This window comes from Geomicrobium sp. JCM 19039 (assembly GCF_000698145.1).
GTDB lineage: Bacteria > Bacillota > Bacilli > Bacillales > Marinococcaceae > Geomicrobium_A.
Genome location: NZ_BAXB01000012.1, coordinates 103,805 through 126,478, shown reverse-complemented (window position 1 = coordinate 126,478; position 22,674 = coordinate 103,805). Strand labels below are relative to the sequence as shown.

The following is a 22,674-nucleotide window of genomic DNA, read 5'->3' as shown; positions in this document are numbered from 1 at the left end:
AAACTAGCGCGCAAAATGGCACCCAGCATCGCGCTACCCTTCCAACCAAACAACCAACAGCGTAAATCAGGAAAATCTTCATTCTATATAGGTCGCTTCAAAACAACACAGTTCACCTCATAATGGACGATGTATGAACGTTTATTTTTTAAATCAAACTTCAACCTTGTTTTATGCACATAAACCTCAAGAGCCAGTAACGATCGGCACCTCCGGTGCCGAAGATAAACCTAGCGCTCTTCGGCATGACACGTGCCGATGACGCCTTTGTGCTCTGGAGTACAAACGATTCGACTGCAGTGGTAACCAATAAACAGTAGCATTCAAATTTAAACAAAGTATGTTGATTGGTTATTACGGCGTTTCGTCACTGCCTTTTAGATTACTTTGCGATGCATAGATAAATGAACTCGTTTATTTTGGGAATTTATGCTATGTGGTACATGCCGTAACCCTTTACCTACAAAGAAAGAAGAAAAACTCTCCACGCCACAATGAATGGAATCGTCAAAAAACAATGTCGAATTTTGTTGACACCGCTTTCACCTAGGGCTATAATTCGTTTTAGAAAAAGTGAAACAGCGTTCCTTAATGAAGAACAGGAGGGGGATGATGATACAATCAATCGACCGAGCCTTGCGCGTATTAGATTTGTTGAAAGATCATCATTTTGGACTTGGTGTTACTGAATTATCCATCGTTTAGGGGTGGCAAAAAGTACAGTGCACCGCATTCTCAGTAGTATGGAAGATCATGGTTACGTAAGGCAAGAACCGAATAATGGTAATTATCGGTTAGGTTTAAAATTTTTAGAAATGCAACAATATGTTCTAAAACAAATGGAAATTACGGCGATTGCCAGGCCGTTTCTAGATGATTTGAGTAGAGAAGCAAATGAGATCGTCCATCTCGTTGAGCAACAAGACTTTGAAGTTGTTTATTTGGATAAAGTAGAACATCATTCGAATACGATTCGTATCTATTCAAGGATCGGGCGTCGGGCACCTATGCATTGTACCGGTGTAGGGAAAGTATTGTTATCACATTTGACGGAGTCGAAATTGGAACACTATTTCCAAAGTGTGACGAGTCGAAAGAAGTTCACAGAGCATACATTAACGACAAAGATAGAGATAAAAGATGCCATTACACGTATTAAAGATTTGGGATATAGTGTTGATAACGAAGAACACGAACGAGGCATTCGGTGTGTAGCTGCGCCTGTATTTAATCATCTTGGAGAGGTCAATCATGGTGTAAGTGTCACAGGTCCGTTAGACCGTATGGATGATCAAAGGCTCGAAGAAGTGATTGGGTTATTAACAGCGACGTGCGGCAGAATATCGAAAGAATTAGGATGCCAATAGATCTTTTTATTCCATATAAGAAGAACGGCGTTCCGTAATAAGGAACAAAGGTGCAGTAAAACAGAATATAGGGGGAAGTTTCAATGAAAAAATATTTTCTAAGTTTAGGAATGCTAGTGCCAGTGTTAGGCCTTGCTGCATGTGGCGGAGATGATTCAACAGATGCGAATGGTGAAGAGGCGGCGGCTAATTTCCCAAATAGTTCATTGGAAGTCATTGTTCCTTATGCTGAGGGTGGCGGAACAGATTTGGTAGCAAGAGCTTTTGCAGATTATTTGCAAGATGAGATTGGTGAGTCTGTCAGTGTGTCAAACCGTGAAGGTGGCGGTGGTGCAGTAGGTATGCAAGCAGGAGCAACAGTACTGCAGACGGACATTCAATGACACTTGTGACGGTAGAGTTGTTAACGCTTCCTCATAGTGGATTAGCAGATTTAAGTTATGAAGAAGATTTCAAACCTGTCGCTCTTCTTAATGAAGACTCAGCTGCTATTACGGTGCAAGCGGATTCGGAATACGAAACGATTGAGGACTTTATTGAAGCGGTAGAGTCTGGTGAGAATTTGCAAATCGGTAACTCTGGAACAGGTGCGATTTGGCATTTGGCCGCTTCAGCATTAGAGCAAGAAATCGATGGTTCTTTTAACCATGTGCCGTTTGAAGGGGCTGCTCCTGCAGTGAATAACTTATTAGGTGGACATATTGATGCCGTTAGTGTGAGTCCAGCTGAAGTGATTAACCAAGTTGAAAGCGGAGATTTACGCGTACTTGCAGTTATGGCAGATGAGCGAGTAGACGCCCTACCAGATGTACCGACATTAAGTGAATCTGGAATTGATCTGTCTATCGGTACGTGGAGAGGAATTACAGTTCCTGCGGATACACCGGATGAGGTTGTTGACGTCCTTGCTGACGCTGCAGCAGCTACAGCTGAAAATGAAGAGTTTATTGATCGAATTGACACGTTACAACTCGGGTATCGCTATGAAGGACCAGCAGGATTTGCAGAGTTAATGAACGACCAAGATGCATTGTTTGAAGAACTGATTCCTTCCTTAGATTTAGATTAATAGAAGGGGACGAGCCGGATGCAAAAACTTCATGCTAACCACGTGATTAGCCTATTATTACTCGTGTTTGCAGTCGCAGCTTTTATTATGGCTCAAAGCTTCAACTCATCAAGCGGGACCGCACCAGGTCCTGCCTTTTTCCCACAAGTTTTGAGTGTGTTGCTACTTGTGCTTGCCATTATTTTAGCCTTTCAAACACCCGCCCAGTCAAATAGCAAAGTGAACATAAATGTAGTACTTATTATGATACTATTCGGTGTCTATGTGTTTCTAGTTCAACCGATCGGTTTTGTTGTCTCTACTCTGTTGTTTACCGTCGGTTATTTACTCATTCTCGGTGAACGACGTTGGTATTTTATCGTACCGGCAGCAATTTTGTTGCCAGTTACGGTTTCATATGCATTTGAACAATTGTTAAATGTTCCTATCCTCATGGGGTGCTTTATTAAGGAGGGTTTTAGATGAACCTGTGGGAAGGCTTTCTCGGTTTAGCAGATCCCATGATTCTGATATTATTAATTACAGGGGTATTGCTCGGAGTAATCATCGGATCATTGCCTGGTTTGACGGCTACAATGGGTGTTGCTTTATTCTTACCGGTGACGTTTGGTATGGAAGCTATACCAGGGTTATTGTTGTTAGTTGGGATTTACTTCGGTTCCATTTATGGGGGATCGATTGCTGCAATCTTATTAAACACACCAGGTACACCAGCAGCGGCAGCAACGGCAATGGACGGTTATGCAATGACCAAAAAAGGAGATGCACGAACGGCTCTAAATATCGCGGTCATTGCTTCAGGGTTTGGGTCAATTATTAGTGTCCTCATGTTGATCTTTCTTTCCCCACAACTCGCCAACATTGCGCTTAGCTTTAGTGCGCCGGAGATGTTTGGTTTAGCTTTATTTGGTCTTAGTATTATTTCTAGTATTGCTGGGGCATCGCTCGTGAAAGGGTTAATTGCTGGAGTTGTCGGTCTCTTGATTGCAACCATTGGTATGGACCGATGACGAGTTATCCGAGATATACATTTGATCAACCTGTATTGCTAGAGGGTTTTGACTTTATCCCAATCATGATTGGTTTATTTGCGGTGTCTGAAGCTTTTATTATGGCTGACGATTACTTTAAGGAAAAAGGCGGACCGTTAAAAGTGACGGCCAAGTTACTCAAAACGAATTGGCGGTCGATGCCAAGGCTGTTTCCGACAATGACGAAATCATCGATTTTAGGTTCAATCATTGGAATCATTCCGGGTGCAGGTGCAGATGTTGCAGCCTTTGTTTCTTACAATGAAGCCCAGCGCTTTGCAAAAAAAGAAGATAAGGAATTGTTTGGAAAAGGGAATCCAAAAGGGATTGCAGCTGCTGAGTCTGGAAATCAAGGGGTAACAGGTGGGGCGATGGTTCCGCTACTAACATTAGGAATCCCTGGTGATGCAGTAGCCGCGGTCATGCTAGGTGCCTTTGTTGTTCAGGGAATTCAACCAGGACCGCAAATCTTTCAAACGAGCGGTGAGTTAATTTACATCTTATTTGCGGGAATGCTTGTTGCCGCAGTTGTGATGGTCATTATTGGGTTGTTAGGTATTCGTTTATTTACAAAGGTGCTACTCGTTCCTAAGACATTGATGATTACGATCATTCTCGTGCTATCCACAGTCGGGGCGTTTGCCATTAATAACAACATTTTTGATGTGTACGTTGTTCTAGGGGCTGGAATCATCGGCTTCTTTATGAAAAAGCATGGGTTCCCTGCTTCACCAATCGTTCTTGCGCTCATTTTAGGACCGATGGCAGAAAGTGAATTCCGCCGTGCGTTAACGATGTCTGAAGGCAGTATGATGATTTTTGCTACACGTCCAATCGCAGCAACCCTTATTGTATTAGCCATTTTATCGTTATTCACGCCGTTATTTATGAAGTTATTTAAAAATAGAAAAGGAAAGACGGTTTCACAGGATTAGGAGGCTTCTATGGATGTAGTAACGATTGGAGAGACGATGGTCGTTTTTGAAGCCGGGTCGCAAGGACCGCTTCGATACACGCATACGTTTACAAAGCGCCACGGTGGTGCAGAGTCCAATGTAGCCATTGGCATTCAAAGGTTAGGGCACTCTGCAAGGTGGATGAGTCAAGTTGGGGAGGATGAACTTGGCCAGTACTTACTTCAGTCCATTCGTGGAGAAGGTGTTGATACGAACTTTGTAACAACGTCACCAACTGCACCAACGGGTTTGTTTATTAAAGAATTCCGAAGGCCAAATGAAGGTTCGGTACATTATTATCGTGCAGGTTCGGCAGCGAGCCAAATGAGTGGTGATCTTATCGGTGAGGAACTGTTTCGCAATGCAAAGGTTCTTCACATTACAGGCATTACTCCTCTCATTAGTAAAAGCTGTGATGAGGTAATCACGAAAGCGATACACCTCGCGAAAAAATTAGGGTTATTCGTTTCGTTTGATCCGAACTTACGTTTTAAAATTATGGAAGAATACGGTGAAGACCGAGCACGGGATCGCATGAGAGAACTGGCAGGGATGAGCGATTTGTTCCTCCCAGGCTTAGATGAGGCCGAATGGATGTATGGGACAAACGATGAGTCAGAAATCGCGCATCGTGCGTTCCTTGATGGTGCGAAACGAATTGTCATTAAAAAGGGTTCAACCCATTCCTATTATGCAGAGCACGATGGAAAAAGTGGTTTTGTAAACAGTCATTCTGTTGATCGCGTCGTTGATCCGATTGGTGCTGGAGATGGTTTCGCTTCCGGTGTCATTGTCGGGATACTAGAGGAGATGACGTTGCATGACGCTGTCAACCTCGGTGCAGCGGTAGGTGCTTTAGTGGTGAGTTCACCCGGAGATATTGAAGGTCTACCTACGCGCAAAGAAGTAGACTTGTTTTTAAATCAAACGAGTAAAGACGTTTTACGTTAGGAGAGATTACGGTGGAGAAAATCGATCAGTTACTCGAATCAGGCGTTGTGGCAGTGTTAAGAAAGCTGCCATTTGACAAGATTGAACATATTGCTCGTGCGCTCGTTGAAGGTGGCGTCACAGGTCTTGAAGTGACCGTTGATTCTGAACGTGCACTAGAAGCTATCGAGAAATGTAAACAAGTGGCCGGGGATCGAGCGGTCGTTGGGGCTGGAACCGTGTTGAACGGTCAAGCCGCTCAAGAAGCAATTGACGCAGGAGCAGAGTTCATATTTGCTCCGATTTTAGATGAAGAAACGATCCGGGTTGCGAATGCCAACCGTGTGATCGTCATCCCTGGGGTATACACGCCGACAGAAGCGCACCAAGCTCACGTTTTCGGAGCAGACTTGGTTAAGATTTTCCCGGCAGATACGCTCGGTCCAGCTTTTATTAAAGGACTGCAAGGGCCACTTGGCCACATTAAAATGATGCCGACCGGTGGAATTGACGAAACAAACATTGCATCATATATTCAAGCAGGTGCAGTAGCTGCTGGAGCAGGCGGTGCACTATTAAAGAAATCGTTCATCGACGAGCAAGATTGGCCAGCCTACGTGATCACGCGGCCAAGTTTGTAACAGCTGCTAAGGGTGTTAAATCGAAATAGTAACGAAAAAGCAACCCGGCACCTGCTCGGTTGCTTTTTCGTTATTTACTAGGCGTCTTGTAGATGTTAGAAAAGCACCGTCGACAAATAGATGAAAAAGGTGACGCTAATTGCACTAAGAAGCGTAGTAAAAAGCACGATTTGCCCAGCTGTTTCTTGCAAAACATCGTGTTCCAATGCCAACGTAGCACTGTTACGTGACGTCGGCAATGCGCTGGCAATAAGAAGAGACTGTGCGATAATGCCATCAATCTGAAGCGTCCAAATGACAGCGAGGGCGACGGCGGGTCCGACAAGCAGTCGGCCAATCGTTCCCCATATGATGACGCGGTTCAGCTTGCTCATTTTAATGAGGGCAATTTGTGCGCCTAGCAAAATGAGAGCGACGGCCATGAAACCATCTGCTAAATATTGGATCGGTGTTAAGAGTGGTGTAGGGATCGGTATGCTCCATGCATTAAAAATAATGCCTAAGATCATCGCATGGATGACGGGCAGTCGTAACATGGCGATGACAATTTCAAGTCCACTTTTAGTAGCAGAGATGAGGTTGTATAGACCGTATGTGTACGTAAGAATGTTTTGAAAGATTAAAACGATAATTTGAACGCTCAACGATGGGGTTCGCTTGAAAGAGCATCTGACTAATCGGCAACCCGTAATTTCCAGAATTCATTAGACCGATGCTGTTTTTAAGTATCGCCGATTGTTTTTGATCTAATTGCAACGATTTACCGAGCAGTCCTGTAACGATCATCATGAGTGCGGTATAGATGATTAAAAACAGGAGCACTTGGCCGAGCAGTTGGACGTCTAGCTCGGTTTGTGCGAGGTTAAGAAATACGGCTGCGGGCATAAAGCAGTACGTGAGTAAATTTGCCAGTGCCCGAATATTAAATTGGAACTTCTTTTGCATGAGAATACCAATGACCATTAACAATAAAATTGGGAAAATCACATCAAGAAATACAGACAAAAAGTAGTCCATGACAGGAACTCCTATTCACAAGGAAAAGCACCCTCGTTATGAGGGTGCTCGTCACAAAAGTTTAAATTGCCCAAGCGCCTTTTCTAAAGACAGGTTCACGTGTACCATCTTCATGAAGACCATCGATATCCATATCCGCACTTCCCATCATGAAATCAACATGCGTAATGCTTTGATTAATACCTTTATCTTCAAGCTCTTCTTTTGACATGTCTTTTCCACCTTCGATGTTAAAGGCGTATGCACTTCCAAGCGCTAAATGGTTCGAAGCATTTTCATCAAACAGTGTATTGTAGAAGATAATGTTCGTATCTGAGATTGGGGATCGGTGTGGAACGAGCGCCACTTCGCCAATGTATTTTGATCCCTCGTCACCTTCCAAAATTCCTTTGAGCGTAGCTTCACCTTCTTCAGCTCGATAGTCAACAACTTTCCCATCTTTAAACGTGAGCGTGAAGTTCGTAATGAGCGTTCCACCGTAATTCAGTGGCTTTGTGCTCGTTACGGTTCCGTTTACGCCAGTTTTCTTTGCAGCAGTAAACACTTCCTCAGTTGGAATGTTGGCAACGAAATTAACACCTGCTTTGCTTTCACTTCCACCAGACGCCCAAATGTGGGTTTTTGGAAGCTCAATAACGAGGTCAGTGCCTTCTGCTTTATAGTGCAAGGCATGGAACTTCTTGTTATTCAACGTTTGTTGCTTTTCGTCTAATGTGGCTAAGTGGTTTTTCCACGCGTCGACAAAATCAGGTTCATGCATGCGCGTTGCAGAAAATATTGAGGACCATAATTTATCAACTGCGTCATCTTCACTCGAGTCAGGGAAGACTTTCTTTGCCCATTCTGGTGAAGGGACGGCGACAATAGACCAGCTCACTTTGTCGGATTGGATGTAACTGCGGAACGTTTCTGACGCTTTACCAGCTGCTTTTTGTTGCGTGGCTACATGTTCTGGGTTCGCATCTTTTAACAAGTCAGGGTTACCTCCTGTAATGCTTAAGAAAGCAGCGTTGTCCTCTGCAGCTTTTACAAGCGGGTCAGCTTTCCATTGAGGAAACTCGGAAAAGGCTTTTTCAGGGGCATACTCAAACTTAATGCGAGTCGCTTCTTCGTCATTCCACTCAATATGTACATTTTTAGAGCCCATCTCATATGCACGCTTCGTTAAGGCACGAACAAAAGGGGCAGCATAAATCGGAGTGCGTACATAAAGTGTTTGTCCTTTTTGTAAGTTTACGCCTACTTTTAGTGCGAGATCTGCGTAATTTTCAAGGTTTTGTTCGATCGTTGTCATCGGTCTGACTCCTTTTATTCATTTTTTTTAGTATACACTAGTTTTTCTCAGTGATTGCACGGTATTGCTTCCCGCGCTCAACATACGTATCACGTACACGTTTCATCTCTTCTAAGTCCTCTTCAGAAAGTTCACGTACCACTCTAGCTGGACTGCCGAGGGCAAGGTTCTTGGTGGAATGGTCGTCCCGGGTGTGACGAGGCTCCTGCACCGATAAACGCTTCTTCACCTACTTCGGCTCCATCTAAAACGGTTGCTTTCATGCCAACGAGTGCGCCTTTTTTGATCGTACAACCGTGAAGGGTTACTTGATGACCGACACTCACATCATCTTCGATAACAATCGGATTACCAGGACTTTGGTGAATCATGCTGAGATCTTGGATGTTTACTCGCTTCCCGATCGTTGTGCGGTCCACATCGCCACGAATAACCGTATGGAACCATATGCTTGAATCTTCTTCGATGGCTACGTCGCCGCTAATCACGACGCCATCTGCAATATATACACTCGGATGAATGTTCGGGGACATTTCCTTAAATGGATAGATGTACATCAAAAATCTCCTTTCTCTATCGTCAGTGTATCAGAAATTAGACGTAATCATGTCCGAAATGCTTCAATTGCTAGAGGAAAGGTCAAATCATACAGATGGCAGATGAAATATCTGCCCACATATGGTCTAATAGAAAGAAAGGTGTCGTTTTATACGGGAGGAATCAACATGCGCATTTGGGAAGCTGAACATGCCATTGGCGTGATTGTCATTGTTCATGGTGCTGGAGAACATTATGGACGTTACGACTGGCTAATTGAGCGGTTAAATCGTGAGCATTTTCATGTTGTCGCCGGCGATTTGCAGGGTACGGGCGAACGAGAGGGAAACGTGGTCACGTCGACCACTTTCAACAATATATGGATACGGTTCACCATTGGTACAAAGAAGCGGTGGCGTTTGAGCTGCCGGTATTTCTATTTGGTCACAGCATGGGGGGACTTGCGGTTATTCGCATGATGATGGAAAAACAACTGCCGGTTCGTGGTGTGATTTTATCTTCACCCTGTCTTGCGTTATATGACCCACCAAACAAAGCGCTGACGGCAGCCGCAAAGACAATGCACCGAATTGTCCCAGCATTAAGTTTCAAAAATGGCATTCGAGCAGAGCATGCGACGAGAAGTCCAGAAGTGCGCACAGAATTTCTTAAAGATGAACTGTTTGTACATACTGTTTCTGTTCGTTGGTACCAGGAGCTTTCAAAAGCGATGAAAGTGAGCTTGGACCATGCGTACGAATTTCCAAATGTGTCACTTCTTGTCCTTCAGGCTGGGGAAGATTATCTTGTGGACAAAACCGCTGCCATGAATGGTTTAACCGGCTAAGAATTGAAGACCGAGCGATGAGAGAATGGCGAGGATTGTATCATGAACTGTTTAATGAACCAGAGCGTGAAGAAGTGTTCCGTTTTATGTTATATTTCACATGGCAAAGATTGGCAGACTTTAAGTTGAATGAGGAGAGTGTCCAATGAATTTTCATGTTCCGACCAAGCCATGGTCGATTCTTTACCGAACATATAGAGAAACCATTCCTGAAGTACATCAGCAGCTAGAATCTTGGAAAAGGTTAGCCGATGAGATTCCCGAACAAGATTTACGTAATCAAGCGGTATGGACGATTGATGATAAAGACTTCCATTGTGAAGGAGGGAGTGTGCTCGCCCTCGTTGCTGGCGGCAATAAAGAAGCATTTATTCGATTTTTATGTGCTTACCAGACCATTTGTGATTACTTAGATACGCTTTGTGACAAAAATGACTCACAAGACCCAGATGATTTCAGAGCTTTACACGATGCGCTACTTGATGCATTAACGCCAGGAGAACCGACGAAAGATTATTACCGTGTCCGAGGGGGGCACGATGATGGCGGTTATTTGCATGAGCTCGTTAAGGAATGTCAACAAACGCTAAAAACGTTCCCAGGTTATCCGGCGATGAAAAGTGCAATGAAAGAGCTTGCCCAGTACTACGTAGACTTTCAAGTGTACAAGCATGTGCCTGAGGACGAGCGTGAAGGATTACTCGTTGCCTTCTATGAAGAACATGCCGAGAAGTATCCGGAGTTGCGCTGGTATGAGTTCGCATGTTGCGCCGCTTCGACACTTGCTCTTTATTGCTTGGCTGCCTATGCAGCTGCAAAGCCGCGCACCGAGCAAGAAGCAGAGAAACTAAAAAACGGATATTTTCCTTGGATGCAAGGTGTTCACATTATGCTGGATTACTTCGTTGACCAAGAGGAAGACTTTGAAGAAGAGGAAATGAACTTTGCGGCTTATTATACAAGTGAAGATGAAATGGTCGAGCGGTTTCACTTTTTAGATGAAAAAGCGAGCCAATACCTTACAGGACTTCCAGACGAATCTTTTCACCGAAAGATCAAGCAAGGTTTATATGCGATTTATCTTTCTGATGGCGATGTGCAAAACAACTTGGAGATGAAGCATGCAGCGAAGCGCCTGATTGGCTTAGGTGGTGCTTCAACAAAATTCTTTTATTACAATAGCTGGGTATTTAGAAGAAGAAATAAGAAATAGTGTTACGCAATGAAACACCTGACGCATTCGAACTGAATGCGTCAGGTGTTTTTTCGATCATGGAGTTCTATTCTGGGACAAACGATCTCTGTCTGCTCCTATGATTTCGGGGAGTCCACAGAACGGTCGCTCAAAAACTGACGAATTTGCAGTAAGTGATGCTCATCATGTTCTAGAAAGTCATAGCGAAGTTGCTCGATCGTGTATGGCACGTCCTCCAACCCTTCTCGGATTGTGAAGACGAGAGGATCGGGATGCTTTGAGAAGGCAGTAATGAGCTTACGTCGTTGCCTTAAAAATTGCTGGAGCACCTCTTTTGGTGATCGCCTTTGGATTTTCTCCATCGCTTTTTGATTAAACTCATCATGATTAGGAAATTCGGGTAATGACACGCTCTCCTCAATATATGGCAAAACGTGTTCACATAAGTAGCAATCCCAATAATACATATGACCGATAATTTCTTTAATCGACCATTTTTCTGGAGCGAGGGGGGACGAGAGTGTCGTATCATTCAATCGACATAACCGTGTCACTTCATCGTTTATAAACGCGTCATGTTGCATAGAGGTAACCTCCTTTCGCTATTGTTTTCGAGGATGGTGGAAATTTCCTTTTTTTCCACCTGTCTTTTCTACGAGGTATGTTTCTTCGATGACCATTGCTTTGTCGACAGATTTACACATATCATAGAAAGTTAGTGCCGCCGCTGTTACCGCCGTCAATGCTTCCATCTCAACACCCGTACTCGCATCAACCGTGACAACTGCAGTAATGGACAATAAGTAATCATCCCCATCTCGTTCATAAGTAAAGTGGAGATCTGTTCCTTGCAGCATAATCGGATGGCACATCGGAATCCACTCCGACGTTTTTTTTGCGGCCATAATGCCGGCAACTTGAGCGACGGGAAGGGGGTCTCCTTTTTGAATGCTGTCAGAATGAATCGCGTCATAAAGCGTTTTTGACAGACGTACTCGGCTCGTCGCCGTTGCTGTACGCACTGACGGCTGTTTTTCTGAAATATTGACCATCTGGGGTCGGCCTTGGTCATTGTAATGAGAAAAATCTTTCATCTTAAAAACTCCCTTGCCAATCATGTTCGGAATTGATGTTTGAAAATCCTTTTTCTTCATCTCTAAATGTAAGATATTTTGTTGATGAAGCGTCATAAAGCGCACCCATATGGTCAGCATGTTTAATGATTGTTTCGAGTGTGTGAAATGTCCGGCGATGGTATAGCGCATGCAATGGTTGTGCACGTCCTTTGTGAATTGGAAGAACGATGTCTGCTTCTACGTTTTCCATTGCAGTATTTTGGAGGGTGAGAAGCAGTTCTCCGTGAATCATCGGTAAATCTCCTGCGAGAACTTGAAACCATTCATTCGGTTCGTTTTTGAGCGTATGAAATCCATGATAGAGAGCGCGTAACGGGCCACCATGAGCTTGTGGCTCAACGATTACAGAGTGTCCAGCTCGTTGAAACGTTTCGGCTAGCTGATCATTTGTCACAATAGAATAATTCGTGATGTTAGCAGCTTTTAAGGCACGCACACTGCGCATGTAAAGGGCTCATTGTCGAATGTTTCAAATAGCTTTTGTTTTCCGTAGCGGCTTGACTTGCCTCCAGCTAGAATCAGACCAGTTACTTTCATTTTCGTAGTTCCCCAGTTAGATGAGGCAAGATCGGTAAAATGAGTTCCTTCATGGCCAACTGAACAGCATTTGTCGAACCAGGCAAACTAAAAATGCTCGTTTGCTCGACAGACCCAGCGATTGCGTTGCTCAGCATGGCTTTTGGGCCAATTTCTTCGAAACTTTGTTGTCGAAATTGCTCACCGAACCCTATCATCTCTTTCTCGAGTAGCTGTTTGATTGTCGAATGCGTCTGATCACGTCTGCTCATTCCTGTACCACCATTGGTAATGACCACATCCACAAGCGGATCTCTCACCCATGCGTTTACCTGTTCTTGAAGTTGGAAGGGTCATCTTTCATCACTTTATAATAAACAACTCGATGCGACGGCTTTAATAACGATTGAATGGTTTGACCGCTTCGATCTTCAGTGAAGGACCTCGTATCACTAAGTGTTAAGATGGCAACGGATACGCCAGTTACGTCATGCTCATGATGCATTTTCTTTTCTCGCCTCACTCTCACTATGTTAAACTGTTAGAAATATTTACCTTATCTACTCTTATAGTACGTGAGGTAAGGAGGGATCGTAAAGTGGCAAGAAGCGAAGTTCACGATCAGTTAGACAGGCCACTGAAAGATTTGCGCATCTCCATTATGGATCGCTGTAACTTTCGCTGTACGTATTGCATGCCGAAAGAAGTATTTGGACCAGATTACGCGTTTATGGATTCCGAAGAGTTGCTCTCTTTTGACGAGATTGTGGAATTAGCAACGGCGTTTGCTCACTTGGGAGTAAATAAACTCCGCATTACGGGTGGGGAGCCTTTGCTTAGAAAAGATGTGGCTCAATTGATCGGCCGGTTAGATGCGATTGACGGTATTGAAGATATTGCTATGACGACCAATGCCGTAATGCTTCCACGATTGGCACAACCGTTAAAAGAAGCAGGCTTACGTCGCGTTAATATTAGTTTTGATGCGTTGTCTGTTGCCACGTTCCAACAGATGAGTGGTCGGAAAACGAAGCCTGAGGCAGTCATACGAGGCATCCAGGCGGCAAAAAACGCAGGTTTAGGCGTGAAGGTGAACATGGTTGTGCAACGAGGGGTCAATGAACATGAAGTCATTCCAATGGCGAAGTATTGTAAAGATGAGCGAGTAACTCTGCGGTTCATTGAATTCATGGATGTGGGTCAAACGAATGGATGGGATTTTTCTCAAGTCGTATCTAAAAAAGAACTTTATGAGCGTGTTTCTACAATTGCACCCCTTCGGGCACAAGAAGAAGACTACTTCGGAGAAGTCGCTTCTCGCTATGCTTACGACGACGGTTCAAATGTAGAAGTAGGGTTTATCTCTTCTGTCACTGAGACGTTTTGCGGAACGTGTACGCGGGCACGGTTAAGTGCAGACGGAAAATTGTTCACGTGCTTATTTTCAGAACGAGGTACGGACCTAAAATCTGATGTTCGAAACGGGATGTCTGCCACACAACTTCGAGAGCGAATTCACAGAATATGGAATAATCGATCGGATCGCTATTCAGAATTACGAACGAATGAATCAGCCAAGCAACGTAAAAAGATTGAGATGTCATATATTGGAGGGTAATGGTTTGGGATTGTCCGCTCTCTAACAATTAAATAAAGAAAGAAGGTGAGGAATCAGTGGTAGAAATTCGTAAACCCATTCGGATTGCAGAAGCAGTTAGCAAAGTAATGCATTATGAACTTTCCGAACGAGTCGACCATGTTCCTTTGTTGGAATCAGATCATCGTTTTTTAGCAAATACACTCGTTGCAGACCATGATGTTCCTCCATTTGACCGTTCGCCATACGACGGTTATGCGGTGCGTTCTACCGACACGAGTACAGCGAATCGAAACGAACCAATCACGCTGTCTGTCGTTGGTGAAATTGGTGCGGGCACGGTTTATCCGAGCAAGGTCCAAGCCGGTGAAGCGGTGCGAATTATGACAGGAGCGAAGATCCCCGACGGTTGTGACGCGTCGTAATGCTAGAGCTTGTAAACGAAATCAATGCCGAGAAAATATCCCTTGTCCGTCCGCTCTTGCACAATGACAACATTAGTTTTCAAGGTGAAGATACGCGAAGAGACCAATCTCTCGTTGAAAGAGGAAGCTATATTCACCCAGGGGTCACAGCCTTGCTCGCGACGTTTGGTTATGATGTTGTTCCAGTCGCGAGAAAGCCTAAAATTGGCATTCTTGCTACGGGTAGTGAACTGCTAGATGTGCATGAGCCTTTGTCTCCAGGGAAGATTCGAAATAGCAATGCTTACATGGCAGCTGCTCAAGTGAAGCGCGCAGGTGGGGAACCGGTCATGTTCGGTAAACTTCCAGATGATCTCGACCAATGCGTAACCGCAGTATCTGAACATTTACAAGAAGTAGACGTCATGATTACGACAGGAGGAGCTTCTGTCGGTGACTTTGATCTCGTGCCAGCCATTATTGAGCGTTTAGGAGCGGACACACTCTTTAACAAAGTAGCGATGAGACCGGGTAGTGTCACAACGGCAGCCGCTGTGGAAGACAAGCTTATGTTCGGATTGTCTGGTAACCCAGGCGCTTGTTATGTCGGGTTTGAAGTGTTTGTCCGCCCCCTCATCCGCAAGGCTTTAGGCACGAAGTTTGCACACTTACAGAGAAGCAAGGGCGTCCTCGGTGTCGATTTTCCTAAACCGAACCCGTTTACACGCCTCGTCCGTGGGGTGATTGAAGAGTCAGAAGGTACACATATTGTCCGTCCTTCGGGGTTAGATAAGTCTGGGTCGGTCATTTCACTCGGTGAAGCGGATGTGTTCATCGTCTTACCAGGAGGCACAAGGGGATATGAAAAGGGAATGGAAGTGGACTTGTTATTTTTAGAGAATCAAAAAGGCAGTGAGTGGCCGTGGGACAACCTTGTCGCATCATACAAGTCGTAGGCTATAAAAACGCTGGAAAAACGACATTGATTGAACAAATTACGCGGGAGTTATCGTCGAAGAACGTTACGGTAGGTGTCGTCAAACATCATGGACATGGCGGTGAGCTTGTCAAGAGCGCAGATAGTGCACGGTTTTTCCGAGCGGGCGCTTCTGTCAGTCTTGTTGAAGGAGAGGGTCATGTGCAAATTGACGTACATAGCAGCACTTCTTCACTTGATGCGTTGATTCAACTCCAACAACAGCTGCAAAGCACGAGCTGCGTTCTCGTTGAAGGGTGGAAACGAGAGGATCGATATGCTTCGATCGTCATCATTCGAGACGAAGCCGATTTCCACTTGTTAAAGCGTAATCACATCATGATCGTCATTACCCATGTGCCCATTGACCGTGAGCTAGACGTGCCTGTTTTTGATTATGAAAACGTTCATACGTATGTGAGCTACATTGTCCGCTACATCATGAAAGGAGTAATCGGCAGAGATGTTTCAACTGACGAAAGAACCCATTGATATCCAACCGCTCATAGACGAAGTGTCACACCGGAATGCAGGGGCGGTATTAACGTTTCTAGGCACGGTTCGTGAACTAACGAATGGCAAGCGCACAGTGCAACTTGAATATCATGCCTACGAATCAATGGCTCAAAAAATGCTCCAAAGAATTGGAGACGAAGTGCAAGAAAAGTGGCCGCATGTAAACATTGCGATTACTCATCGCCTCGGTGTTTTGCATATTTCAGAAGTGGCTGTGGCAATTGCTGTCAGCTCACCACACCGAAAAGATGCTTACGATGCAAATGCTTTTGCGATGGAGAGAATCAAAGAGATGGTCCCGATTTGGAAAAAAGAGCATTGGGATGATGGCACAAGTTGGATTGGAGATCAACAAGAGAAGAAGGGGAGGGAGGAAGCCGCCCATGGTTGAAATTCTTTTCTTCGCTTGGATTAGCGATAAGACCGGTGAAAGTCGCATCAAAGTAAGTGTTGATGGCTATTCTGTGCAAGAAGTAAAGAGTTGGGTGGAACAGAAGTATCAACTAGGAACCGGAGCGTTAAGCAAAACGATGACGGCAATTAACGAAGAGTTTAGCGAGAATGATGATCGTGTACAACATGGCGATACGCTAGCGCTCATCCCCCCAGTAAGCGGAGGATAAAAACCGGCAGCGTCAGCTGCCGACCGGTTTATCAGGCTTCTCTTTTAATTTCACCCTGATTTTTATTGCTAATGTAAAAATAAAGACCTCCGACAAATAATGCTCCACCAATAATGTTGCCAATCGTCACAGGAATTAAATTATGCACTAACCCTGCCCAGGTTACTGTGTCAGGGCCACCATGCATGAGAGCGATGCCAAGAATAGACATATTCGCAATACTATGTTCTAAGCCTGCGGCGATAAATGCAAAGATAAGCACAAAAATTAAAAACAGCTTTGCAATGTCACCTTCAGCGCGAAGTGATGTCCAAATCGCTAAACAGACGATCCAGTTACACAGAATTCCCCTGAATAGAAGTTCTATTGCCGGCGCATTCATTTTTTCAGCCGATAGCGAGAACATGTAGTGATGCTCGGGCACGTCTTGAAAGATGCCTGTCATGACTATAAGTACCGTGAAGAATGCTGCGCCGATAAAATTTCCAAGATAACTCCACAACCAGATGATCGATGTTTGTTTCCACGTCGTCACTTTTGATAATGAACTAACCGTAAAGATAAGGTTGTTGCCCGTAAAGAGTTCAGAGCCTGCCCAAAGAACGAGTGCTAAAGCGATCCCGAATGTGGCGCCGGTTAAGATATCTAAAAACGGAGAGCCTGCCGCTTGCAAAGGACCTCCTACAGAAAATAACACGATGGTTCCGATACCGACATAAGCGCCTGCTAACATCGAGGCGATCAAATAACGAAGCGGTGAATCGGTGTACAATTGATATTTTCCTTTTGCTTGGTCGTTCAACGTATGTATGGTGTCTTTATACATGGTGCCCTCCTATCCGAGTAGAGTCTATATACCCAAAGTAATCGTTTTAAAACGAATTTGGAAATGTTTGAACCTAGAAAGATTAGGGAAAAAGTTGGAAAGTTCACGTTTGCATAAAGAGAGGGGAATATAAATTGAGCGAACATTTGAACGTAACGGTAAATGGCAGACAGGAGAAGGTCTCAAGCCAGGATTCAGTTCTAAATTATTTAACGAAGAAAGACATTGAGATTCCGAGTTTATGCTATCATCCGAGTCTTGGGGCAATCGAGACATGTGACTCATGTATCGTGAAAGTGAACGGGGAATTTGTAAGGGCTTGCTCGACGCCAATTAAAGACGGTGATGTCATCGAGTCTGCAGGCAGTGATGTGCACGAAGCACAGCTTATTGCAATGGATCGAATGCTTGGAAACCATGAATTGTATTGCACAGTGTGCGATTTTAATAACGGCAATTGCGAGATACATAACACAGTCAAAGAGATGCGCATTAGCCACCAAGAAACACCTCATACGAGCAAAGAAGCTCCTGTTCAAAGAAACGCATTTTATCGCTATGACCCCGATCAGTGTATTTTGTGCGGTCGGTGCGTTGAAGCTTGTCAAGACGTCCAAGTGACCGAGACACTATCGATTGACTGGAACTTAAAACGTCCACGAGTAATATGGGACAAGAACACCTCGATCGATGATTCCTCGTGTGTGAGTTGTGGACATTGTTCAACCGTGTGTCCGTGTAACGCTATGATGGAAGTCGGCATGGAGAAAGAAGCGGGTTTCTTAACGAAAGTAAACGATGAAACGATGAAACCGATGGTTAACATTACGAAAAATGTCGAAACGGGTTACGAGTCGCTCATGACGATATCAGATTTGGAAGCGACGATGCGTGAAGAGCGAATCGAAAAGACGAAAACGGTGTGCACGTATTGTGGTGTTGGCTGTGCTTTCGATGTCTGGACAAAGGATCGTCAAATTCTAAAAGTGGAACCTCAGCAGGAAGCACCAGCAAACGGCATTTCCACATGTGTAAAAGGAAAGTTTGGTTGGGACTATGTGAACAGTGATGAACGCTTGACGAAACCTCTCATTCGTGAAGGCAATGCGTTTAGAGAAGCAGAATGGGAGGAAGCACTTGACTTGATCGAGAAGAAGTTCAAGAAAACGGCGAAGCAAAAGGGGTCTGATGCACTCGCGTTTATTTCGTCATCAAAATGCACGAACGAAGAATCATACCTTATGCAGAAGTTGGCACGGTCAGTCATCGGCACGAACAATATCGATAATTGTTCGAGGTATTGTCAGTCACCTGCAACGATGGGGTTATGGCGCACCGTCGGTTATGGAGGAGACTCCGGAGGGATTGGTGATATTGCGCAGTCAGGACTTGTTATCTCCATCGGTTCCAATACCGTTGAATCACATCCAGTTTTAGCGACACGTGTAAAACGTGCACAAAAACTTAACGGACAGAAAGTGATCGTCGCCGATTTGCGTAAACACGAACTTGCAGAACGTGCGGATTTGTTCGTAAAACCAGCGCCTGGCAGCGACCTCGTTTGGCTATCAGCAGTGACGAAATACATCATTGACCAAGGGTGGCATGATACGGAGTTTCTCGCACAACATGTGAACAACGTGGACGAGTATTTGAACAGTCTTGATCTGTACACACTCGCCTACGCTGCTGAAGTCACGAACATGAGTAAAGAAGAGCTAATCCGAATAGCGACGATGATTCACGAAGCAAAGACGACCTCGGTGCTTTGGGCGATGGGCGTAACGCAACACGGGGGTGGAAGTGACACGAGTACAGCGATTTCTAACATGCTTCTTGTGACCGGTAACTACATGAAACCAGGTGCAGGTGCGTACCCACTTCGTGGACATAACAACGTACAAGGGGCGAGTGATTTTGGTAGCATGCCAGACCGTTTCCCTGGCTACCAATTTGTTACGGATGAGGATGTTCGTAATCGGTTTGCAAAGAAATGGAACTCAGAGCTTTCAGCTGAACCTGGCCTAAATAACCATGAGATGGTTGACGCCATTCATGAAGGAAACTTGGAAGTCCTCTATATTAAAGGGGAAGATATGGGGATTGTCGATGCGAATATTAACTATGTGCAAGAAGCCTTTGAAAAGCTGAAATTCTTCGTTGTTCAAGATGTATTTTTTACGAAAACGTGTGAATATGCAGACGTCGTACTGCCAGCGAGCCCAAGCCTTGAGAAAGAAGGAACATTTGTAAATACAGAACGCCGTTTTCAACGGTTATACCAAGTGCTCGAACCCCTTGGGGATTCCCGTCCAGATTGGAGAATTATTCAAGACATCGCGAAACGTTTAGGTGCGGATTGGAATTACACACACCCGAGCGAAATTATGGAGGAAGCTGCGTCGTTAACGCCATTGTTCGCGGGTGTAAGCTATGACCGTTTGGAAGGCTATGATAGTTTGCAATGGCCTGTGGCTGCTGACGGCAAAGATACACCGCTCCTGTTTACAGACGGATTTCCTTTACCTGAAGGGAAAGCAAGACTTTGGCCAGTAGAGTGGACCCGGCCGCTAGAATTCGAAGAAGAGTACGATTTGCATGTGAATAACGGGCGGCTTCTTGAACATTTTCATGAAGGGAATATGACGTATAAGTCTGAAGGTATTTCAAGCAAGACGCCGAAAGCCTTTTTGGAAGTTTCGCCTGAACTTGCAAAAGAACGTGATTTAACAGACGGTACAAAGGTGCGCTTAACATCTCCTTACGGAAGTGTAAAAGTTGATTGTGTCGTCACCGATCGTGTCGTAGGCAAACAAGTGTACTTGCCAATGAATACGTCTGGTGAAGGAGCGATTAATTACTTGACGAGCTCCCACTCCGATAAAGATACAGATACACCAGCTTACAAAGAAATCTCTGCGAAGATGGAAGTGTTGAAGCCTAGAGGGGAACATCCATTGCCGAGGAAGAATCATCGTTTTGGCAACCCGCAACCGCAAATTGGCGTTAATGTTGAACAGAAATGGGCAAGAGCAGACTATACATTCCCAGGCGACATCGTGAAAGAGAGGAGGGCGAAGCGCTAATGGCAAAAGCGACGAAGGTGATTCACAAGCTAGAAATTGATCCGGCTGTCCAACGTGAGAACGACCGACGTGAAGTGGAAGATCTATTAATTAATAACAAGGAAGTACTTCGCGATGCGTTAGAGGTATTGGACAGGCTAAAAGAGCACGAAGTGTTTGAGATGATGAATGCAGGACTCGGACAAAGCGATAAGCTCTTGCACAGAATCGTTACTGCTGTCGATGATCATAATACGACCCGTTCAATTAAAAATGCGCTGCTTTTGTTTGAGTTGTTAGGCACATTAAACATGAACGAAATTGAGCCCCTTGTTCTCAAGGTGAACAAAGGAGTTTCAAAGGTTGCTGACTATGAACATGCCAATCAAAGAGGCGGCTATACCGCACTAATCGGTGCATTGAAAGACCCTGAAGTAATCGAAGGGATGAACGTGCTCGTTGCGCTCGTGAAAGGGATGGGCGTTGAACAAGATTCGAATGAGTTGATCGAACCCCAACTGGAAAGAAAGGAGCACCCAGAGAAAGAAATGAAAACAAGAAGCTCCGTGCAAAAAAATAAGCAGACGCCGCCACGATGGTTTGGGTTCGCTTTTGGGGCTGCTTGCTTTTTGCTCCCATTTCTTTTTAGGAAAATTAAATGACAAGCACAACAACAAGAGAGATTGTACGGTTTCATGGTGACCAGCGTGAAACCGTACAGGATACGATCGCAAGTGAAGTGCCTGTAACGATTAAGATAAACGGGGAAGAATTTGTGACCCTCATCTGTTCGCCGACGTATATTGAGGACATGGCGATTGGATTCCTCGCTTCAGAAGGGGTTATTAGCGGATATTCCGATGTGAAGACGTTACGTGTAGATGAGGGTGAAGGGTTTGTTCACATTCATCTGCACAAAGAGATCAGTAGACTGCACCAAGACATGCAAACGAAGCGTTACATCACATCCTGCTGTGGAATGAGCCGGCAAAGTTTAATTTTTGCTGCGGATGCTAAAACCGCAAAAACGATGCATTCCAGAAACGTGCAAATCACGAGCGGGCAATGTTACGCACTCATGGAAGCCTTGCAAAAGCGAGCGGACGTTTTTAAACATACCGGTGGTGTGCATAATGCAGCAATTGCAACAACGGATGACATTGCACTCATGCGTTTGGATATTGGCCGGCACAACGCATTGGACAAGCTATACGGTCATTGCTTACGTACCAATACTTCGCTTGAGAACAAAGTGTTAATTTTTAGCGGAAGACTTTCTTCTGAAATCGTTTTAAAAGCTGCCAAAACCGGGTGTGAGATGATTTTGTCTAAGTCCGCTCCAACAGAACGGGCATTAGAAATTGCCGAAGAGCTCGAGATTACCGCCATCGGTTTTATTCGTAAACAATCAATGAATGTATATACGATTCCCGAACGAGTCGTAAACTGAAAGGGTTGCTCAAAAAGAGCAACCCTTTTGCGTAGAAAAGAGATTTACGGATGATTAGAAGTAGTGTGATGATCTATCTAGTGTGAACTTTAGGTTTTCCTGATTGCGCAGTTTGTTGTTGCTTTCCACTGCAGGCGGATGCTTGCACTCCAGAGCATAAGGGCAACATCGGCGGCCAAAAGACAGCCACCGTGTTTTCTTTACCGCGGAGGACCGGCCGAGCCTCCTCGGTCTTACGACCTGCCGGGTCTCGTCTCGGCCCTTCTTCCGCAGGCGTCACCGCCTTTCGTTCCAATCAACGGCACTGAATAGGCTACGTTTCTGAACTGGGGTTGCTCAATTTTGGTATTCAACTCTATCCATACACTTTGGAGGTCAATAGCAGTAGATGCCCATCATTGCTACGTCTATTGTAAACGATTAAGATCGATCTCAAAGTCGATGAACTTTAGGCTTTAACGGTTGGTCTACCATTCGTTCGTGAAGAAATTCTTTCGTTCAACTTATATAGATAGTGTGAACTTTAGATTTTCTTAGCTTACTTTGCTAGTTGTTGATTTCCTCTACAGGCGGATGCTCATGGGGTGAATGTGATCACTCATAATCACTCTGCTTATTGTAGGTTGTGCACGTATTTGACATCGAAGTGCCCGCATTCGACAAAGAATCACACCCCCGAAG

22 protein-coding genes and 6 pseudogenes are annotated in these 22,674 nt (G+C 44.7%); 19 read left to right on the top strand and 9 right to left on the bottom strand.

The annotated features are described in order from the left end of the window. Positions 1-591: 591 nt before the first annotated feature. The 8 genes and pseudogenes from JCM19039_RS23840 to JCM19039_RS12885 form a co-directional block, all read left to right on the top strand. Positions 592-716 (top strand): annotated as a pseudogene (locus JCM19039_RS23840) (helix-turn-helix domain-containing protein); the annotation flags it as partial. Positions 717-722: 6 nt separating this feature from the next. After that, on the top strand, positions 723-1,367 hold the full coding sequence (locus JCM19039_RS12915) for an IclR family transcriptional regulator (protein ID WP_152550204.1): 645 nt from the start codon (positions 723-725) through the stop codon (positions 1,365-1,367). Positions 1,368-1,450: 83 nt separating this feature from the next. After that, a complete protein-coding gene (locus JCM19039_RS23835) occupies positions 1,451-1,750 on the top strand; it encodes a hypothetical protein (protein WP_042427782.1) in 300 nt (99 codons plus the stop codon). Further along, positions 1,747-2,436, top strand: a complete 690-nt coding sequence (locus JCM19039_RS12905) for a tripartite tricarboxylate transporter substrate binding protein (RefSeq protein WP_042427780.1) — start codon at positions 1,747-1,749, stop codon at positions 2,434-2,436. The genes JCM19039_RS23835 and JCM19039_RS12905 overlap by 4 nt, the downstream gene beginning before the upstream one ends. Positions 2,437-2,454: 18 nt before the next feature. After that, positions 2,455-2,901, top strand: a complete 447-nt coding sequence (locus tag JCM19039_RS12900; RefSeq protein WP_042427777.1) for a tripartite tricarboxylate transporter TctB family protein — start codon at positions 2,455-2,457, stop codon at positions 2,899-2,901. Continuing rightward, a pseudogene (locus JCM19039_RS12895) lies at positions 2,898-4,402 on the top strand (tripartite tricarboxylate transporter permease). The gene JCM19039_RS12900 and the pseudogene JCM19039_RS12895 overlap by 4 nt, the downstream one beginning before the upstream one ends. Before the next feature lie 9 nt (positions 4,403-4,411). Next, positions 4,412-5,374: a sugar kinase gene (locus tag JCM19039_RS12890; protein WP_042427775.1), complete on the top strand. Its 963-nt coding sequence runs from the start codon at positions 4,412-4,414 to the stop codon at positions 5,372-5,374. Between the two features lie 11 nt (positions 5,375-5,385). Further along, a complete protein-coding gene (locus JCM19039_RS12885; RefSeq protein ID WP_042427772.1) occupies positions 5,386-5,994 on the top strand; it encodes a bifunctional 4-hydroxy-2-oxoglutarate aldolase/2-dehydro-3-deoxy-phosphogluconate aldolase in 609 nt (202 codons plus the stop codon). 95 nt (positions 5,995-6,089) lie between these two features. Here the strand turns inward: JCM19039_RS12885 and JCM19039_RS12880 are convergent. The 3 genes and pseudogenes from JCM19039_RS12880 to JCM19039_RS12870 form a co-directional block, all read right to left on the bottom strand. Next, positions 6,090-7,011: pseudogene (locus tag JCM19039_RS12880) on the bottom strand (AEC family transporter). Between the two features lie 61 nt (positions 7,012-7,072). Beyond that, positions 7,073-8,305 carry an aminopeptidase gene (locus JCM19039_RS12875; protein WP_042427771.1) on the bottom strand — a complete coding sequence of 411 codons (1,233 nt, stop codon included), beginning with the start codon at positions 8,303-8,305 and terminating at the stop codon, positions 7,073-7,075. A 37-nt stretch (positions 8,306-8,342) separates the two neighbouring features. After that, a pseudogene (locus JCM19039_RS12870) lies at positions 8,343-8,862 on the bottom strand (gamma carbonic anhydrase family protein). On the opposite strand from JCM19039_RS12870, the pseudogene JCM19039_RS27975 reads away from it, so the two are divergent. The 3 genes and pseudogenes from JCM19039_RS27975 to JCM19039_RS12860 all read left to right on the top strand — a co-directional run bounded on the left by JCM19039_RS27975 (position 8,821) and on the right by JCM19039_RS12860 (position 10,902). Beyond that, positions 8,821-9,689 (top strand): annotated as a pseudogene (locus JCM19039_RS27975) (alpha/beta fold hydrolase). The pseudogenes JCM19039_RS12870 and JCM19039_RS27975 sit on opposite strands and share 42 nt — an antisense overlap. 17 nt (positions 9,690-9,706) lie before the next feature. After that, positions 9,707-9,838, top strand: a complete 132-nt coding sequence (locus JCM19039_RS27350; protein WP_307190244.1) for a hypothetical protein — start codon at positions 9,707-9,709, stop codon at positions 9,836-9,838. Beyond that, a complete protein-coding gene (locus JCM19039_RS12860) occupies positions 9,835-10,902 on the top strand; it encodes a tetraprenyl-beta-curcumene synthase family protein (protein WP_042427768.1) in 1,068 nt (355 codons plus the stop codon). The genes JCM19039_RS27350 and JCM19039_RS12860 overlap by 4 nt, the downstream gene beginning before the upstream one ends. A gap of 98 nt (positions 10,903-11,000) precedes the next feature. Here the strand turns inward: JCM19039_RS12860 and JCM19039_RS12855 are convergent, their stop codons facing one another. The 5 genes from JCM19039_RS12855 to JCM19039_RS27340 all read right to left on the bottom strand — a co-directional run bounded on the left by JCM19039_RS12855 (position 11,001) and on the right by JCM19039_RS27340 (position 13,041). Further along, a complete protein-coding gene (locus JCM19039_RS12855; RefSeq protein WP_042427766.1) occupies positions 11,001-11,468 on the bottom strand; it encodes a DinB family protein in 468 nt (155 codons plus the stop codon). Between the two features lie 18 nt (positions 11,469-11,486). Beyond that, positions 11,487-11,978, bottom strand: coding sequence for a cyclic pyranopterin monophosphate synthase MoaC (gene moaC / locus JCM19039_RS12850; protein ID WP_042427763.1), 492 nt, complete (start codon positions 11,976-11,978; stop codon positions 11,487-11,489). Between the two features lies 1 nt (position 11,979). Next, entirely contained in the window at positions 11,980-12,465 is a 486-nt protein-coding gene (locus JCM19039_RS12845) for a molybdenum cofactor guanylyltransferase (RefSeq protein WP_042427760.1), read from the bottom strand. Positions 12,466-12,553: 88 nt separating this feature from the next. Next, a complete protein-coding gene (locus JCM19039_RS27345; protein ID WP_307190248.1) occupies positions 12,554-12,835 on the bottom strand; it encodes a molybdenum cofactor biosynthesis protein B in 282 nt (93 codons plus the stop codon). Between the two features lie 29 nt (positions 12,836-12,864). Continuing rightward, entirely contained in the window at positions 12,865-13,041 is a 177-nt protein-coding gene (locus JCM19039_RS27340) for a hypothetical protein (protein WP_307190243.1), read from the bottom strand. Positions 13,042-13,134: 93 nt separating this feature from the next. Here JCM19039_RS27340 and moaA point away from each other — a divergent pair, with 93 nt between their 5' ends. From moaA to moaD, 5 genes and pseudogenes are all read left to right on the top strand, one after another. Beyond that, entirely contained in the window at positions 13,135-14,154 is a 1,020-nt protein-coding gene (gene moaA, locus JCM19039_RS12835; protein WP_255343660.1) for a GTP 3',8-cyclase MoaA, read from the top strand. A gap of 56 nt (positions 14,155-14,210) precedes the next feature. Next, positions 14,211-15,493: pseudogene (glp, locus tag JCM19039_RS12830) on the top strand (gephyrin-like molybdotransferase Glp). Beyond that, complete coding sequence (gene mobB / locus JCM19039_RS12825) at positions 15,454-16,005, top strand: molybdopterin-guanine dinucleotide biosynthesis protein B (RefSeq protein WP_081834504.1); 552 nt, start codon at positions 15,454-15,456, stop codon at positions 16,003-16,005. Before glp ends, mobB begins: the two are co-directional and overlap by 40 nt. Continuing rightward, positions 15,977-16,420 carry a molybdenum cofactor biosynthesis protein MoaE gene (locus JCM19039_RS12820; RefSeq protein WP_042427758.1) on the top strand — a complete coding sequence of 148 codons (444 nt, stop codon included), beginning with the start codon at positions 15,977-15,979 and terminating at the stop codon, positions 16,418-16,420. The genes mobB and JCM19039_RS12820 overlap by 29 nt, the downstream gene beginning before the upstream one ends. Beyond that, entirely contained in the window at positions 16,413-16,652 is a 240-nt protein-coding gene (gene moaD / locus JCM19039_RS12815) for a molybdopterin converting factor subunit 1 (protein ID WP_042427757.1), read from the top strand. Before JCM19039_RS12820 ends, moaD begins: the two co-directional genes overlap by 8 nt. A gap of 31 nt (positions 16,653-16,683) precedes the next feature. Here moaD and JCM19039_RS12810 read toward each other — a convergent pair whose 3' ends face one another. Next, positions 16,684-17,478, bottom strand: a complete 795-nt coding sequence (locus JCM19039_RS12810) for a formate/nitrite transporter family protein (protein ID WP_042427754.1) — start codon at positions 17,476-17,478, stop codon at positions 16,684-16,686. A gap of 134 nt (positions 17,479-17,612) precedes the next feature. Between JCM19039_RS12810 and fdhF the strand changes: the two genes are divergently transcribed. Genes fdhF through fdhD form a run of 3 tightly spaced genes read left to right on the top strand, consistent with a single transcriptional unit; the run spans position 17,613 to position 21,993 of the window. Next, on the top strand, positions 17,613-20,564 hold the full coding sequence (gene fdhF, locus JCM19039_RS12805) for a formate dehydrogenase subunit alpha (RefSeq protein WP_042427752.1): 2,952 nt from the start codon (positions 17,613-17,615) through the stop codon (positions 20,562-20,564). Next, positions 20,564-21,205 (top strand): DUF1641 domain-containing protein, encoded by a 642-nt coding sequence (locus JCM19039_RS12800; protein ID WP_042427750.1) that lies wholly within the window; start codon positions 20,564-20,566, stop codon positions 21,203-21,205. The genes fdhF and JCM19039_RS12800 overlap by 1 nt, the downstream gene beginning before the upstream one ends. After that, complete coding sequence (gene fdhD / locus JCM19039_RS12795) at positions 21,202-21,993, top strand: formate dehydrogenase accessory sulfurtransferase FdhD (protein WP_042427749.1); 792 nt, start codon at positions 21,202-21,204, stop codon at positions 21,991-21,993. The genes JCM19039_RS12800 and fdhD overlap by 4 nt, the downstream gene beginning before the upstream one ends. Positions 21,994-22,674: the final 681 nt, after the last annotated feature.

Bases quoted from the DNA above. Each gene is read 5' to 3' on its own strand.
- JCM19039_RS12800 (WP_042427750.1), top strand. From the start codon at position 20,564: ATGGCAAAAGCGACGAAGGTGATTCACAAGCTAGAAATTGATCCGGCT.
- JCM19039_RS12900 (WP_042427777.1), top strand. From the start codon at position 2,455: ATGCAAAAACTTCATGCTAACCACGTGATTAGCCTATTATTACTCGTG.
- JCM19039_RS12810 (WP_042427754.1), bottom strand. From the start codon at position 17,478: ATGTATAAAGACACCATACATACGTTGAACGACCAAGCAAAAGGAAAA.
- moaC (WP_042427763.1), bottom strand. From the start codon at position 11,978: ATGAAAGATTTTTCTCATTACAATGACCAAGGCCGACCCCAGATGGTC.
- JCM19039_RS27350 (WP_307190244.1), top strand. From the start codon at position 9,707: ATGAGAGAATGGCGAGGATTGTATCATGAACTGTTTAATGAACCAGAG.
- fdhD (WP_042427749.1), top strand. From the start codon at position 21,202: ATGACAAGCACAACAACAAGAGAGATTGTACGGTTTCATGGTGACCAG.
- JCM19039_RS12845 (WP_042427760.1), bottom strand. From the start codon at position 12,465: ATGCGCAGTGTGCGTGCCTTAAAAGCTGCTAACATCACGAATTATTCT.
- JCM19039_RS12890 (WP_042427775.1), top strand. From the start codon at position 4,412: ATGGATGTAGTAACGATTGGAGAGACGATGGTCGTTTTTGAAGCCGGG.
- JCM19039_RS23835 (WP_042427782.1), top strand. From the start codon at position 1,451: ATGAAAAAATATTTTCTAAGTTTAGGAATGCTAGTGCCAGTGTTAGGC.
- JCM19039_RS12855 (WP_042427766.1), bottom strand. From the start codon at position 11,468: ATGCAACATGACGCGTTTATAAACGATGAAGTGACACGGTTATGTCGA.
- JCM19039_RS12875 (WP_042427771.1), bottom strand. From the start codon at position 8,305: ATGACAACGATCGAACAAAACCTTGAAAATTACGCAGATCTCGCACTA.
- moaD (WP_042427757.1), top strand. From the start codon at position 16,413: ATGGTTGAAATTCTTTTCTTCGCTTGGATTAGCGATAAGACCGGTGAA.
- JCM19039_RS12860 (WP_042427768.1), top strand. From the start codon at position 9,835: ATGAATTTTCATGTTCCGACCAAGCCATGGTCGATTCTTTACCGAACA.
- JCM19039_RS12820 (WP_042427758.1), top strand. From the start codon at position 15,977: ATGTTTCAACTGACGAAAGAACCCATTGATATCCAACCGCTCATAGAC.
- JCM19039_RS12905 (WP_042427780.1), top strand. From the start codon at position 1,747: ATGACACTTGTGACGGTAGAGTTGTTAACGCTTCCTCATAGTGGATTA.
- JCM19039_RS27340 (WP_307190243.1), bottom strand. From the start codon at position 13,041: ATGCATCATGAGCATGACGTAACTGGCGTATCCGTTGCCATCTTAACA.